The sequence below is a fragment of the Hydrogenophaga sp. SNF1 genome, assembly GCF_034421675.1.
In the GTDB taxonomy this organism is placed as follows: Bacteria; Pseudomonadota; Gammaproteobacteria; order Burkholderiales; family Burkholderiaceae_C; genus Hydrogenophaga; species Hydrogenophaga borbori.
Genome location: NZ_CP139793.1, coordinates 1,105,901 through 1,119,657, shown reverse-complemented (window position 1 = coordinate 1,119,657; position 13,757 = coordinate 1,105,901). Strand labels below are relative to the sequence as shown.

10 protein-coding genes are annotated in these 13,757 nt (G+C 73.4%); 6 read left to right on the top strand and 4 right to left on the bottom strand.

Annotation, left to right across the window (positions count from 1 at the left end; all coding sequences use genetic code 11):
• Positions 1-158: 158 nt before the first annotated feature.
• Positions 159-3,074 (top strand): Rne/Rng family ribonuclease, encoded by a 2,916-nt coding sequence (locus SOM08_RS05420; RefSeq protein ID WP_322470206.1) that lies wholly within the window; start codon positions 159-161, stop codon positions 3,072-3,074.
• A gap of 115 nt (positions 3,075-3,189) precedes the next feature.
• On the opposite strand, the gene SOM08_RS05415 is transcribed toward SOM08_RS05420, so the two are convergent.
• The 4 genes from SOM08_RS05415 to hemC are packed head-to-tail and all read right to left on the bottom strand — an operon-like array spanning position 3,190 to position 7,448.
• A complete protein-coding gene (locus SOM08_RS05415) occupies positions 3,190-4,494 on the bottom strand; it encodes a heme biosynthesis protein HemY (RefSeq protein ID WP_116958525.1) in 1,305 nt (434 codons plus the stop codon).
• A gap of 23 nt (positions 4,495-4,517) precedes the next feature.
• Positions 4,518-5,675, bottom strand: coding sequence for a uroporphyrinogen-III C-methyltransferase (locus SOM08_RS05410; RefSeq protein ID WP_322470205.1), 1,158 nt, complete (start codon positions 5,673-5,675; stop codon positions 4,518-4,520).
• Positions 5,672-6,499 (bottom strand): uroporphyrinogen-III synthase, encoded by an 828-nt coding sequence (locus SOM08_RS05405; protein WP_245980865.1) that lies wholly within the window; start codon positions 6,497-6,499, stop codon positions 5,672-5,674. Before SOM08_RS05405 ends, SOM08_RS05410 begins: the two co-directional genes overlap by 4 nt.
• 4 nt (positions 6,500-6,503) lie before the next feature.
• Positions 6,504-7,448, bottom strand: coding sequence for a hydroxymethylbilane synthase (gene hemC, locus SOM08_RS05400; RefSeq protein ID WP_322470204.1), 945 nt, complete (start codon positions 7,446-7,448; stop codon positions 6,504-6,506).
• A gap of 149 nt (positions 7,449-7,597) precedes the next feature.
• On the opposite strand from hemC, the gene ppc reads away from it, so the two are divergent.
• Genes ppc through SOM08_RS05375 form a run of 5 tightly spaced genes read left to right on the top strand, consistent with a single transcriptional unit; the run spans position 7,598 to position 13,756 of the window.
• Positions 7,598-10,384: a phosphoenolpyruvate carboxylase gene (gene ppc, locus SOM08_RS05395; RefSeq protein ID WP_116958243.1), complete on the top strand. Its 2,787-nt coding sequence runs from the start codon at positions 7,598-7,600 to the stop codon at positions 10,382-10,384.
• Between the two features lie 42 nt (positions 10,385-10,426).
• A complete protein-coding gene (locus tag SOM08_RS05390; RefSeq protein ID WP_322470203.1) occupies positions 10,427-11,290 on the top strand; it encodes a 3',5'-nucleoside bisphosphate phosphatase in 864 nt (287 codons plus the stop codon).
• Positions 11,290-12,195, top strand: a complete 906-nt coding sequence (locus tag SOM08_RS05385) for a DMT family transporter (RefSeq protein WP_070399017.1) — start codon at positions 11,290-11,292, stop codon at positions 12,193-12,195. Before SOM08_RS05390 ends, SOM08_RS05385 begins: the two co-directional genes overlap by 1 nt.
• A gap of 13 nt (positions 12,196-12,208) precedes the next feature.
• Complete coding sequence (locus tag SOM08_RS05380) at positions 12,209-13,117, top strand: DMT family transporter (protein ID WP_322470202.1); 909 nt, start codon at positions 12,209-12,211, stop codon at positions 13,115-13,117.
• Between the two features lie 3 nt (positions 13,118-13,120).
• Positions 13,121-13,756 carry an L-threonylcarbamoyladenylate synthase gene (locus SOM08_RS05375; protein WP_322470201.1) on the top strand — a complete coding sequence of 212 codons (636 nt, stop codon included), beginning with the start codon at positions 13,121-13,123 and terminating at the stop codon, positions 13,754-13,756.
• Position 13,757 lies beyond the last annotated feature (1 nt).

The following is a 13,757-nucleotide window of genomic DNA, read 5'->3' as shown; positions in this document are numbered from 1 at the left end:
CGGCACCCTGTCGCAGCGCCCGAGCGCGCGCACCGTGCCCAGTCACGGCTCTCCGGCAATTCCTCCTACGTTCGTTGCGTGTGCGGCTTCCCGGCCTTGCGGGCGGCCCGGGCAGATCGGCCCGAGCGCCGCCGTGTGCCAACGAAGGGAAACGCACCATGAAACGCATGCTGATCAACGCCACGCAGGCCGAAGAGCGCCGGCTGGCGATCGTGGACGGGCAGAAACTGCTCGACTACGAAATCGAGATCGAGGGGCGCGAACAGCGCAAGGGCAACATCTACAAGGCCGTCGTCACGCGCGTCGAGCCCTCGCTGGAGGCCTGCTTCGTCGACTACGGCGAAGACCGCCACGGCTTCCTGCCGTTCAAGGAAATCGCCCGCCAGTTCTTCCAGGGCAACGTCTCGCCCTCGCAGGCGCGCATCCAGGACGTGATCAAGGAAGGCCAGGAGCTCATCGTCCAGGTCGAGAAAGAGGAGCGTGGCAACAAGGGCGCGGCCCTCACCACCTTCATCAGCCTGGCCGGCCGCTACGTGGTGCTGATGCCCAACAACCCGCGCGGCGGTGGCGTCTCGCGCCGCATCGAGGGCGATGAGCGCGCCGAACTCAAGGCCGCGCTCGACCAGCTCGAGTACCCCAATGGCATGAGCATCATCGCGCGCACGGCCGGCATCGGCCGCGACGCCGCCGAGCTGCAGTGGGACCTGAACTACCTGCTCAAGCTCTGGACCGCCATCGACGGCGCCGCCGGCGCCGGCAAGGGCGCCTTCCTGATCTACCAGGAATCGAGCCTGGTGATCCGCGCCATCCGCGACTACTTCAACAGCGACATCGGCGAGATCCTCATCGACACCGATGACATCTACGAGCAGGCGCACCAGTTCATGAGCCACGTGATGCCCGAGCACGGGCACCGCGTGAAGCGCTACCGCGACGACGCGCCGCTGTTCAGCCGCTTCCAGATCGAGCACCAGATCGAGACCGCCTACAGCCGCATCGTGCAGTTGCCCAGCGGCGGCGCCATCGTGATCGACCAGACCGAGGCCCTGGTGGCCGTGGACGTGAACTCGGCGCGCGCCATCAAGGGCGGTGACATCGAGGAAACCGCCACGCGCACCAACCTCGAAGCCGCCGATGAAGTGGCGCGCCAGGCCCGCCTGCGCGACCTCGGCGGCCTCATCGTCATCGACTTCATCGACATGGAGGAGAGCAAGAACCGGCGCGAGGTGGAAAACCGCCTGCGCGACGCGCTGCGCCAGGACCGCGCGCGCGTGCAGTTCGGCTCCATCAGCAAGTTCGGCCTGCTCGAAATGAGCCGCCAGCGCTTGAAGCCCATGCTCAGCGAAGGCGCTTCCATCCCCTGCCCGCGCTGCGGCGGCTCCGGCCACATCCGCGACACCGAGTCCTCGGCGCTGCAGATCCTGCGCGTCATCCAGGAAGAATCGCTCAAAGACAGCACGGCCGCCGTGCTTGTGCAAGTGCCGGTGGAGGTGGCGAGCTTCCTGCTCAACGAAAAGCGCACCGAGATCACCAAGATCGAACTCAAGCAGCGCATCAGCGTGCTGCTGGTGCCCAACAAGTCGCTCGACACGCCCAACTACAAGCTCGAGCGCCTCAAGCACGACGACCCGCGCCTGGACAACCTCGACTCCAGCTACAAGCTGGCCGAGGAAGTGGACGACGTGGCCAGCTTCACGCGCCGCAGCCAGGAACGCACCAACAAGCAGGAGCCGGTGATCAAGGGCGTGCTGCCCGACGCGCCGGCGCCCGTGGCCGTGCCCAAGCCGGCACCCGCCCCGGCGGCCCCGGTGGCCGTGGCCGCCCCCGTACCCGCTGCCGCGCCGGCCGAAAAAGGCTTCTTCGGCTGGCTCAAGGGCCTCTTCGGCGGCGCCCCCACCGCCACCCCCGCGCCCGCGCCGGCCGCCACCCCCGCCGCCAAGGACACCGGCCGGGGCGATGGCCGCCGCGACGCTGGCCGCGACGGCGGCCGGGGCCGTGGCAACCGCGGTGGCCGCGGTGGCGAAGGCCGTGAGGGCCGCGACAACCGCGAAGGCCGTGGCCAGCGCGACGGCCAGCCGCGCGAGGCGCAGGCGGCCGACGGCCAGCGCCCGAACGGTGGCCGCAACGGCGAGAACCGCCGGGGTGAGGGCCGCCAGGACAACCGCGGCGAAGGCCGCGCCGACAACCGCGAGGGCCGTGGCGAAGGCGCCCGCGGCCAGAACGAGCGCCGCGAGCGCCGAGGCGAGCGCCGCGACGCGCCTGCCGCCGAGACCGCCGAACTGAACGCCACCGCCGCGCCGTCCACCGACACGGCCGACAACGCCGACGCGCAGAACCGCCGCGAGCCGCGCCGTGGCCGTGGGCGTGACGGCCGGGAGGGCCGCGAGGGCGAGCAGCAGCGCCGCCGCCCCGAGGGCCAGGACGTGCCGCGCGGTGGCGAGGAAGCCGCCGCCTCCGCAGAAGCCGTTGCCGCCAGCCCCGAGCAGGGCGACGACAACGCCCAGCGCGCGCCGCGCGAGCGCCGCACCCGCGACCGCTACGGCCGCGACCGCCGCGAACGCGGCCCGCGCGACGAAGCCGCCGCCGATGCGCCCGCCGAAGCCGGCGACACCGTGCCCATGGCCATGGAGGGCGAAGCCGCCGAGGACACGCCGCCGGTGCGCAGCTACTTCACCGTGCCCGCCGCCGCGCCCGTGGCCGCCCCGGTGAGCGCCCCCACCCCCGCGCCGGCGGCGCAGAGCGCCCCAAGCGCTGCCGCGCCGGTGGCTGCCGCGCCGGTCGCCGCCGCCCCCGCGCCGGTCCCGGCCGAGGCGCCGCGCGGCATGCCCAAGGTGCAGGCCTACCAACTCGGTGTGGACGAACTGCGCGCCGTGGCCGCCTCCAGCGGCCTGGAATGGGTCAACTCCGACGCCGAGAAGGTCGCCCAGGTGCAGGCCGCCATCGCCGCCGAGCCCGCGCCCATCCATGCGCCGCGCGAGCCCAAGCCGCCCGTGGTCGTGGACGAAGGCCCGCTGGTGCTGGTCGAGACCCGCAAGGACCTGCGCGACATGACGCTGCCCTTCGAGCAGCGCTGACCGGCCGGCGCGGCGCCACCGGCGCCGCGTGGAAGGCCCAAAACACAAAGGCCAGCGGGAACGCTGGCCTTTGTGTTTTGGGGGACGCCCCCGGGCCCGCCCCACGGCGGCGGCTTCAGTCGATCTGCGCGGCCTGCCGCCAGGCCTCTTGCGCGGCCTCGGTGTCGCCACGTTCCTCGGCCAGCCGCGCCAGCGAGCGCCAGGTGCGCCGGCGCAGCGTGGCGTCGCGCAGCCCACTGCGCGCCAGTCCCAGCAGTTGCGCGGCCTTGCCCCACAGCTGGCGGTGCAGGCAGGCCTGGCCCGCCAGGTACTGCAGGTGCGGGTTCTGCGGCCACTGGCGCTGCAGCAGCTCCAGGCGCGCCAGGCCGGCGGCGTCGAGTTGCGCCAGGTCCGGCTCCAGCGCGAGCGCGAGGCGGGCCTGGTGGCGTTCGTCGAGTGCGCCGAAATCCTCCCACAGGGGCGCCAGCCAGCCCCGCACGCGCGTGGCGACGTCCTCGCCGCGCATGTCCTCGCGGCTCTCGTCGGCGCCCTCGTTCTCTTCCCGCCGCGACAGCGCGTGCGCGCGGTCGGCCGCGGCCAGCGCCAGCTCGGGCATGGCGCGCTCGGCGGCATCCAGGCCATCCCACACCCGCTGCAGCTGGGTCAGGTCGTGCGCGCCGCGCAGCGCGTCCAGCGCCAGGCCCAGCAGCAGGCTGCGCGCGGCCTCGGGCGAGAAGGCGCGGTGCTTGGCCAGCAGGCGGGCGGTTTCCAGCGCCTCGCCAGTGGCATCGCCCAGGCGCGCCACGCGCAGCTTCAGGCGCAGGGCCTGCACGCGGCGCTGCGCACCCTGCGGCAGCTCGGCCAGGCGCGCGCGCGCGGCGCTGGCGTCGCGGTCTTCCACCGCCCAGCGGGTGGCGCGCAGCAAGGCGCCCTCCAGCACCTCGGGGGAGTGGCGCGCCATGGCGGGGTTCAGCGCGGACTGCAGGTGCTCGTCGCGCTGCGCGCGGTTCTGCAGCGAATGCGCGCTCTCGGCCGCCAGCAGGTGGGCCAGGGCGCGCAGCTGCTCCCGGCGCGGCCAGTCGGCGCTGGTGCTGCCGCCGAGGTGGTCGAGCGCGTTCTGCGCCGCCGACTGCGCGCGCACGAAGCGCCCCGCCAGCTGGTTGGACAGCGCGTCCAGCACCCAGCCCACCACCGCGCGTTCCATCTGTTGGCTGCGCCAGCGCCGCGCCTGCAGCGGCAGCTCGCGCAGCAGGGCCAGCGCGCGCAGCGCGGCGTACAGCAGCACGAAGCCCCCCACGAGCACGAACAGCACGAGGTTGAAGGACACGTCGAAGCGCCAGGGCGGCCAGAACAGCGTGACGGTGCCGCGGTTGTCGCCCATCAGCATGGCCAGGGCCACGGCCAGGGCCGCCAGGCCGAGCAGCCAGAACACACTGCGCATGGCGCCCCGCTGCCGCGCCCGCATCAGCGGCCTCCGGCGGCCGCGGCCAGCGCCGCGAGCGTGTCGTCGGGGCGCGGCAGGTCCTGCGCCACCAGGTCGCGGCGCAGGCGGCCCAGGCCGCCGAGCGCGCTGGCCACGGCCGGCGCGCTGGTGTCGAAGTAGTGCTGCAGCAGGCCTTCGACGGCCACCACGTCGGCGCGCGCGGCGCTCATCTGGCGCGCCAGCAGGGCCAGGCGCGCATTGAGCAGCTTGAGCTTGATGTTCTCGCGCAGGAAGAAGGCCTGCTCGGGTGCGAGCAGCGCGGCCTCGGGGTGGTCGATGCGGCTCACGTGCACGAGGTCGCGCGAGCCTTGCACGACCTGCCCGAAGGCCTCGCGCCACCAGCGGTTCCAGCGCTCGGCGAAGCGCTGCCAGGGCGAGGCGTCGGCGGCTGGGTCCGCGTCGGCGGCGGGGGCGTCGGGTGCCGCGGCGGGCGCGCCCGCCTCCGGCGCGGGCCGGCGCGGCTTGCGCGGCGCGGCGCGCTCCACGCCCACGGCGTTGAGCGTCGGCCAGCCGTCGACCTGGCGCACCAGTTCATCGATCTGCAAGGCCAGGTTGGGAATGTCGGCGAGCGCGGCGGCGCGGATGCGGTCGACGTCGCGCGCGATGGCGCGCTGCACCGGGTTCAGGCGCGGCTGAGCGGCGCGCTGGATGCGCTGGTCGGCCGCCTGCAGGGCGGACACCATCGGCTGCGCGCTGCCGGTGAGCTGGGCCTGCTGCAGCGCCAGGCGCAGCGAGGCTTCGAGGTCCTGGATGAGGTTGTCGTCGCGCGAGCGCGACAGCGAAAGCATCAGCTCCTCAAGCTGGCTGCGCTGCAGGCTGACCTCCGACAGGCGCACCTCGGCCACGCCCAGGCGCGCCTGCAGCTCCTGCACCTGTGCCTCGGCCTGCGAAGCGACGGTGCGGGCCTCCACCACCTGCAGCTCGGCGTCGTGCGCGCGCCGCGCGAGTTCGGCCTGTGTGAGGTTGAGGCGCTGCCACATCATGCCGGCCATGACCAGCGCGGCGGCGGCCACCACCAGCGCCAGCAGGGTCAGGCCCACACCCGCACGCCGCGGCGCGTCGGGCGCAGGACTGGTGGGGGAAGGGGCGCTGGGCGCGGGGGCCGCCACGGGCGCGGGATCGTTGTCGGGTGCGTTCATGGCGAGGCAGATGCCCAGGATTCTAGGCCGCGCCCCACGTCGGCCAATGTAGGACGGCACCGGATCACCCGGGTGAAACCCAGGGCCAGCGCCGCCTCGGCGATGCGCGGGTGCGTGGCCAGGGCGACCGCGCGCGCGCCGGCGGGCCAGTGGCCCTGCAGGGCCTGCACCGCCTCGCTGCTGCTGAACAGCCACACGGTGGCGGGGCCGCTGGCGGCGCGCAGGCGCTCGCGATCGGCCTCGCCGGGCGGCCGGCGCTCGCGCCGGTAGGCCACGCAGGCCTCGACCTCGGCACCGGCCGCGCGGCACTGTTCGATGAGCCAGTCGCGGCCCTGGCCCGACGGGTCGCCCTCGGCGGCGCCGCTGGTGCCACGCACCACCAGCACGCGCCGGCCCGGCGCGAGTTGGGTGCGCACCACCGGCCACAGGTGCTCGGAGTCAAACTGCTCGGCCGCCGGCGGGGGCGTGTCGATGCGGTCCTCGCCCACGCCGAGCGGCCACAGCGCCTGCGCCAGCGCGCGCGCGGTGCCGGGGCCAGGCGCCCAGAAGCGCGTGTGTGCGTTCGGCGGCGCCACGGGCTCGGCGAAGAAGCGCTGCGCGGCGGCGCTGCTGACGAACATCAGCGCGTCCTGCTTCGGCCAGGCCGCGCGCCAGGTGCGCAAGCGCTCCAGCGCCGGGCCTTCGGGCGGCTCGGCAATTCGCAGCAGCGGCCAGGCCTCGGCGGGCCAGCCGCGCTCGCGCAGCGACGCCACCCAGCGCCCGGCCTCGGGCTCGGGACGCGTGACGATCACCCGTTCGATGGCGTGCGCGGCAGCGGCGGCCAAGGCCTCAGGCCTCCCCGTGCGGGGCGTGCGCGCCGGCAGCGCGCAAGGCGGCGGCGACGCGCGCGCCCAGGGCCTCGGCCTCGTCCAGGCTGGCCACCGAGGCGGTGTCCTCGGCGCGCACCAGCGTGGCGGCGCCCTCGGGTTCGCCCCAGGCGGTGCGCAGCCACAGGCGCTCGCCCACCCATTCGGCGTGCGCGGCCAGCGGCATGGAGCAGCTGCCGCCCATGGCGCGCGAGACGGCGCGCTCGGCCGCCACGCGCAGCCAGGTGGCCTGGTGCGCCAACGGGCGCAGCGCTTCGATCAGGTCGGCGCGGTCGGCGCGCACCTCGATGCCGAGAGCGCCCTGCCCCGCCGCCGGCAGCGATTGCGTGGGTTCGAAGACGGCGCGGATGCGATCGCCCAGGCCCAGGCGCTTGAGCCCGGCGGCGGCGAGCACGATGCCTTGGTACTGGCCCTCATCGAGCTTGCGCAGGCGCGTGTCGAGGTTGCCGCGCAGGGGCTCGATGCGCACGTCGGCGCGGCCCAGCGCGGCCAGCGCCTCGCGCAGCAGAACGACGCGGCGCAGGCTGGAGGTGCCCACCACCGCGCCCTGGGGCAGATCGGCCAGGCCCGTCGCGTGCGGCGACACCCAGGCGTCGCGCGGGTCCTCGCGCTCCATCACGCAGGCCAGCGCAAAGCCCTCGGGCAGCTCCATGGGCACGTCCTTGAGCGAGTGCACGGCGATGTCGGCGCGGCCGTCGGCGAGCGCGTGCTCCAGCTCTTTCACGAACAGGCCCTTGCCGCCCACCTTGGACAGCGTGCGGTCGAGGATCTGATCGCCCAGGGTGGTCATGCCCAGCAGCGTGACCGCGTGGCCGCGCGCTTCGAGCAGGGACTGCACGTGCCGGGCCTGCCACAGGGCGAGGCGGCTTTCGCGCGTGGCGATGGTGATGGCCGGGGGCGAAGACATGGGCAAACTCGAAGGACTGACACCCGGCTGACGGAGCGCGGAACACGGGGGAATTCGGTACCCGTTTCGGAACCGGAACAGGGCGCGGGCGATGCTAGCATGCCCCCTCCCCCACCTTTGGTAAGCCTTCCGTCAAGGCCCCTCCCGCCATGAGCCGATCCACCGCGGGCGCCGCCCGACGCGACAAGGACCAACCCCTGATCCTCGACATCCGCCTGCTCGGCCGCATCCTGGGCGACGTGATCCGCGAGCAGGAGGGCAAGGACGCCTTCGAACTCATCGAGCGCATCCGCCAGCTCTCGGTGGCTTTCCGCCGCGACGACGACCGCTCGGCCGACAAGGCGCTGAAGAAGCTGCTCAAGTCGCTCAGCGCCGACCAGACGGTGAGCGTGATCCGCGCCTTCACCTACTTCAGCCACCTCGCCAACCTGGCCGAGGACCGCCACCACATCCGCCGCCGCACCGTGCACGAACGCGCGGGCGAACGCTCGCAGACCGGCAGCCTGGCGTTCGCGCTGGGGCGCCTGCGCGAGGCCGGCGTCGCGCCCGCCCAGGTGGCGCGCACGCTGGCCGGCGCCCACCTATCACCGGTGCTCACCGCCCACCCCACCGAGGTGCAGCGCAAGAGCATCCTGGACGCCGAGCGCGCCATCGCGCGGCTGCTGGCGGCGCGCGACGAGGCCACGCCGCGCGAGCAGGCGGTCATCGACGCGCAACTGCGCGCGCGCGTCACCCAGCTCTGGCAGACGCGGCTGCTGCGCTTCACCAAGCTCAGCGTGGCCGACGAAATCGAGAACGCGCTCAGCTACTACGAGAGCACCTTCCTGCCCGAGATCCCGCGCCTGTATGCCGAACTGGAGGCCGGCCTGGGCCGACCCGTGGCGCCCTTCCTGCGCATGGGCCAGTGGATCGGCGGCGACCGCGACGGCAACCCCAACGTCACCGCCGACACGCTGGAGCTGGCGCTGCGGCGCCAGGCGGAGGTGGCCCTGCGCCACCACCTCACCCAGGTGCACCTGCTGGGCGGCGAGCTGTCCATGTCCGGCATGCTGGTGGGCGCCAGCGAGGCCATGCAGGCCCTGGCCGCGCGCTCGCCCGACACCAACGCGCACCGCCAGGACGAGCCCTACCGCCGCGCGCTCACCGGCATCTACGCGCGGCTGGCGGCCACGCTCACCGCGCTCACCGGCGGCGAGGCCGCGCGCCACGCCGTGGCGCCGCAGGACCCGTACGCCAGCGCGGCCGGCTTCCTGGCCGACCTGCGCACCATCGAGGCCTCGCTGCGCGCCCACCACGGCGAAGCCCTGGTGGACATGCGCCTGAGCGGCCTGATCCGCGCGGTGGAGGTGTTCGGCTTTCACCTCGCCACCATCGACCTGCGGCAAAGCTCCGACCAGCACGAGCTCGCCGTGGCCGAGCTGCTGGCCGCCGCGCGCCTGGCGCCCGGCTACGGCGCGCTCGACGAAGCCGCCAAGCGCGCCGTGCTGCTGCGCGCGCTCGACGACGTGCGCCCGCTGCGCGTGCCCGGCACCGCCTACAGCGAGCACACGCGCAGCGAACTCGCCATCTTCGAGGCGGCGCGGCGCGGCCGCGAGCGCTTCGGCCCGCAGGCCATCCGCCACGCCATCATCAGCCACACCGAAACCGTGAGCGACCTGCTCGAAGTGCTGGTGCTGCAGAAAGAGGCCGGGCTGCTGCACGGCACGCTGAACGACGGCGCGCTGGCGGACCTGATCGTGGTGCCGCTGTTCGAAACGATCGAAGACCTGCGCAACGCCGCGCCCATCCTGCGCGACTACTACGCCCTGCCCGGCGTGCGGGCCATGGTGCAGCGTGGCGCGGCCGACGGCTACGGCGAGCAGGACGTGATGCTGGGCTACTCGGACAGCAACAAGGACGGCGGCATCTTCACCAGCAACTGGTCGCTCTACCAGGCCGAGACGGCCCTGGTGGCGCTGTTCGACGAGCTCAATGCGGGAAAGAAGAAGCCCATCAACCTGCGGATGTTCCATGGCCGCGGCGGCACCGTGGGACGCGGCGGCGGGCCGAGCTACCAGGCCATCCTGGCGCAGCCACCGGGCACCGTGCGCGGCCAGATCCGCCTGACCGAACAGGGCGAGGTGATCGGCGCCAAGTACGCCAACCCCGAGATCGGCCGGCGCAACCTGGAAACCCTGGTGGCCGCCACGCTGGAGGCCACGCTGCTGCAACCCACGCGCGACGCCTCGCCCGCGTTCCTGAAAGCGGCCGAGGCGCTGTCGCAAGCCAGCATGTCGGCCTACCGCGCGCTGGTCTACGAGACGCCGCGCTTCGCCGACTACTTCTTCAGCGCCACGCCGATCCGCGAGATCGCCGAGCTCAACATCGGCTCGCGCCCCGCCAGCCGCAAGGCCACGGGCCGCATCGAGGACCTGCGCGCCATTCCCTGGGGCTTCAGCTGGGGCCAGTGCCGGCTCACGCTGCCGGGCTGGTACGGCTTCGGCTCGGCGGTGCAGGCCTTCGTCGCCGCGGACCCGAAGAACGCCGCGCTGCTCAAGCGCATGCACCGCGACTGGCCTTTCTTCAACACCCTGCTGTCCAACATGGACATGGTGCTGGCCAAGAGCGACCTGGCGCTCGCCTCGCTGTACGCCGAGCTGGTGGAGGACAAGGCCCTGCGGCGGCGCGTGTTCATGGCCATCGAGGCCGAGTGGCAGCGCACGGCACAGGCGCTGGCGCTCATCACCGGCGAGCGCGAGCGCCTCGCGGGCAACGTCGCGCTGCGCCGCTCCATCGAGCACCGCTTCCCCTACATCGACCCGCTGCACCACTTGCAGGTCGAGCTGATCCGCCGGCACCGGGCCGGCACGCTGAATGCCGACGACGAGGGCCGGGCCAAGCGCGGCATCCACATCGCCATCAACGGCATCGCGGCGGGACTGCGCAACACCGGCTGAGCCGACCCCGGTGACAGCGCGGCCAATACCCCCACTTTTACAATGGCAAGCGTGAACCCCCTGCTCAACGCCGACCTGCACTGCCATTCCACCGTCTCGGATGGCACGCTGGCGCCCGAGGCCCTGGCCGCACGCGCCAAGGCCAATGGGGTCGAGCTCTGGGCCCTCACCGACCACGACGAACTCGGCGGCCAGCAGCGCGCCCTGGCCGCCGCCCGCGCCCAGGGCCTGCCCTACCTCACCGGCGTGGAAATCTCCGTCACCTTCGCCGGCATCACCGTGCACATCGTCGGCCTGGGCATGGACCCGGACGACCAGGCCCTGCTCGACGGCCTGCGCGCCACGCGCGGCGGGCGCGAGCAGCGGGCCCGCGAAATGGCCGATGGGCTGGCCCAGGTCGGCATCCCGGACGCCTTCGACGGCGCGCTGCGCTACGTCGGCAACCCGGACCTGATCTCGCGCTCGCACTTCGCGCGCCACCTGGTGGACACCGGCGTCTGCAAGGACATCCCCGAGGTCTTCCGCCGCTACCTCAGCGAGGGCAAGCCCGGCTTCGTGCCGCACCGCTGGGCCGCGCTGGGCGACGCCGTGGGCTGGATCACCGGCGCCGGCGGCATCGCCATCGTCGCCCACCCGGGCCGCTACAAGTTCACCCCCACCGAGGAATACGCCCTGTTCACCGAGTTCAAGCAGCACGGGGGCCGGGCGGTGGAGGTGGTCACCGGCGCCCACAGCCAGGCCGAGTACGCCAAGTACGCCGGCTTCTGCGCCGAGTTCGGCCTGGCCGCCTCGCGCGGCAGCGACTTCCACAGCCCCGACGAGAGCCACACCGACCTCGGGCAGCTGCCGGACCTGCCCGGCAGCGTGACCCCCGTGTGGACCCTGCTGGAAGAGCGGGTGCGTTGATGGGCGCTGCCGCGCCCCGGCCCGGTCAGGCCCTGGCCGGCATCGGCTTCCTGGTGGCCGCGACGGCCTGCTTCGCGGTGCTCGACACCACCGTCAAGGTGGTGGGCGCGGTGGTCTCGGTGCTGCTGGCGCTGTGGTTCCGCTACACCTTCCACGCGGTGGCGGTCACGGCCGTCATGCTGCCGCTGCGCGGGCGCGCGCTGCTGCGCACCGAGCACCCCCGCTACCAGGCGCTGCGCGGCGCGCTGCTGCTGTCGGTGAGCCTGGTGTCCTTTGTCGCCGTGCAGTACATGCCGGTGGGCGAGTTCACCGCCATCGTCATGGTCACGCCGCTGGCGGTGACGCTGCTGGCCGCGCTGTTCCTGGGCGAGCGCGTGGCCCCGCTGCGCTGGCTGCTGGTGGCAGGCGGCTTCGCGGGGGCGCTGATGGTGGTGCGCCCGGGCGGCGGAGTGCTGGGCTGGGCCGCGCTGATCCCGCTGGGGATGGTCTTCCTCTATGCCTGGTTCCAGATCCTCACCGCCAAGATGGCGCGCACCGAGGACCCGATGACCATGCACTTCTACACCGGCTGGGTCGGCGCCCTGATCGCCAGCCTGGCGCTGCCCCTGGTGTGGCAGGCCGTGCCGGACGCGCGCACGCTCGCGCTGCTCTGCCTCATCGGGCTCATGGGCACGGTCGGGCACTTCCTGCTCATCCTGGCCTTCCAACGCGCGCCGGCCTCCACCATCTCGCCCTTCCTCTACACCCAGATCGGCTTCGCGATGTTCTGCGGCTGGCTGGTGTACGGCCACGTGCCCGGCGCGCTCGAACTCGCCGGCATCGGCCTGATCGTGCTGTGCGGCGCGAGCGCGAGCTGGCTCACCGCGCGCGAGCAGCGCCTGCCGGTGGAGCCGCCGGAGGCCTGAGCGCGCCCGCACCATGACAGCCCTTACCGCATCCGCCCCCGCCGCCCGCGCCCTCGCGGGCATCGCCCTGCTGATCGCGGCCACGGCCTGTTTCGCGGTGCTCGACACCACCGTCAAACTGGTGGGCGCGGTGGTCTCGGTGCTGCTGGTCATCTGGTTCCGCTACCTGTTCCACGCGGTGGCCATGACGGCCTGGCTGCTGCCGCGCCGGGGCCGCAGCGCGCTGCGCACCGCCCACCCGCGCTTCCAGCTCTTGCGCGGCGCGCTGCTGCTTTCGCTCAGCCTCATGGGCTTCGTGGCGCTGCAGCGCATGCCGGTGGGCGAGTTCACGGCCATCCTCATGTTCACGCCACTGGCCGTGACGCTGATGGGCGCCACCGTGCTGCGCGAGCGCGTCTCGGCCGGGCAGTGGCTGCTGGTGGCCGGCGGCTTCGCGGGCGTGCTGCTGGTGGTGCGCCCCGGTGGCGGCGACATCGGCTGGGCCAGCGCCCTGCCGCTGGCCATGGTGCTGCTCAGCGCCTGGTTCCAGATCCTCACCGCCCGAATGGCGCGCACCGAGGATCCCATGACCATGCACTTCTACACCGGCTGGGTCGGCGCCCTGGTCACCAGCGCCCTGTTGCCCCTGGTGTGGCAGGCCATCCCCGACGGGCGCACCCTGGGCCTGCTCGTGCTGGTGGGCATCGCAGGCACCGTCGGCCACCTGCTGCTCATCATGGCCTACCAGCGCGCCCCGGCCTCCACGCTCTCGCCCTACCTGTACTCGCAGATCGCCTTCGCCATGGCCTTCGGCTGGATGGTGTTCGGCCACGTGCCCGGGGCGGTCGAACTCGCCGGCACGGCGCTCATCGTGCTGTGCGGCGCGCTCAGCGGCTGGCGCACCGCGCGCGGCCACCTGCCGATCCGCCCGCCGGAGGACTGACCCATGTCCCAGCTCTTCAGCGTCCACCCCGACAGCCCGCAGCCGCGCCTGCTCAAGCAGGCCGCCGCCGTGCTGCAGCGCGGCGGCGTGATCGCCGTGCCCACCGACTCCAGCTACGCCCTGGCCTGCCACCTGGACGACAAGGCCGCGGCCGACCGGCTGCGCCGCATCCGCCAGGTGGACGACAAGCACCACCTCACCCTGTTGTGCCGCGACCTGAGCGAGCTCGCCAGCTACGCCAAGGTGGACAACCGCCAGTACCGCCTGCTCAAGCTCGCCACGCCCGGGCCCTACACCTTCATCCTCGAGGCCAGCAAGGAAGTGCCGCGCCGCGTCAGCCACCCCTCGCGCAAGACCATCGGCCTGCGCGTGCCCGAGCACCGCGCGCTGCGCGAGCTGCTGGAGCAGCACGGCGCGGCCCTGCTGGCCACCACGCTCATCCTGCCCGGCGAGTCGCACCCGCTGAACGACCCCGAGACCATCCGCGACCGCCTGCAACACGAGGTGGACGCGGTGATCGACGCCGGCGCCTGCGCACTGGAGCCCACCACCGTGCTCGACCTGGTGCCCATGGGCACCGGCGGCGAACCCGAGGTGGTGCGCCAGGGCCAGGGCTCGCTGGCCCCGCTGGGGCTCTGAC

Bases quoted from the DNA above. Each gene is read 5' to 3' on its own strand.
- hemC (WP_322470204.1), bottom strand. From the start codon at position 7,448: ATGTCTTCGCCCCCGGCCATCACCATCGCCACGCGCGAAAGCCGCCTC.
- ppc (WP_116958243.1), top strand. From the start codon at position 7,598: ATGAGCCGATCCACCGCGGGCGCCGCCCGACGCGACAAGGACCAACCC.
- SOM08_RS05385 (WP_070399017.1), top strand. From the start codon at position 11,290: ATGGGCGCTGCCGCGCCCCGGCCCGGTCAGGCCCTGGCCGGCATCGGC.
- SOM08_RS05410 (WP_322470205.1), bottom strand. From the start codon at position 5,675: ATGAACGCACCCGACAACGATCCCGCGCCCGTGGCGGCCCCCGCGCCC.
- SOM08_RS05375 (WP_322470201.1), top strand. From the start codon at position 13,121: ATGTCCCAGCTCTTCAGCGTCCACCCCGACAGCCCGCAGCCGCGCCTG.
- SOM08_RS05380 (WP_322470202.1), top strand. From the start codon at position 12,209: ATGACAGCCCTTACCGCATCCGCCCCCGCCGCCCGCGCCCTCGCGGGC.
- SOM08_RS05390 (WP_322470203.1), top strand. From the start codon at position 10,427: ATGGCAAGCGTGAACCCCCTGCTCAACGCCGACCTGCACTGCCATTCC.
- SOM08_RS05415 (WP_116958525.1), bottom strand. From the start codon at position 4,494: ATGCGCAGTGTGTTCTGGCTGCTCGGCCTGGCGGCCCTGGCCGTGGCC.
- SOM08_RS05420 (WP_322470206.1), top strand. From the start codon at position 159: ATGAAACGCATGCTGATCAACGCCACGCAGGCCGAAGAGCGCCGGCTG.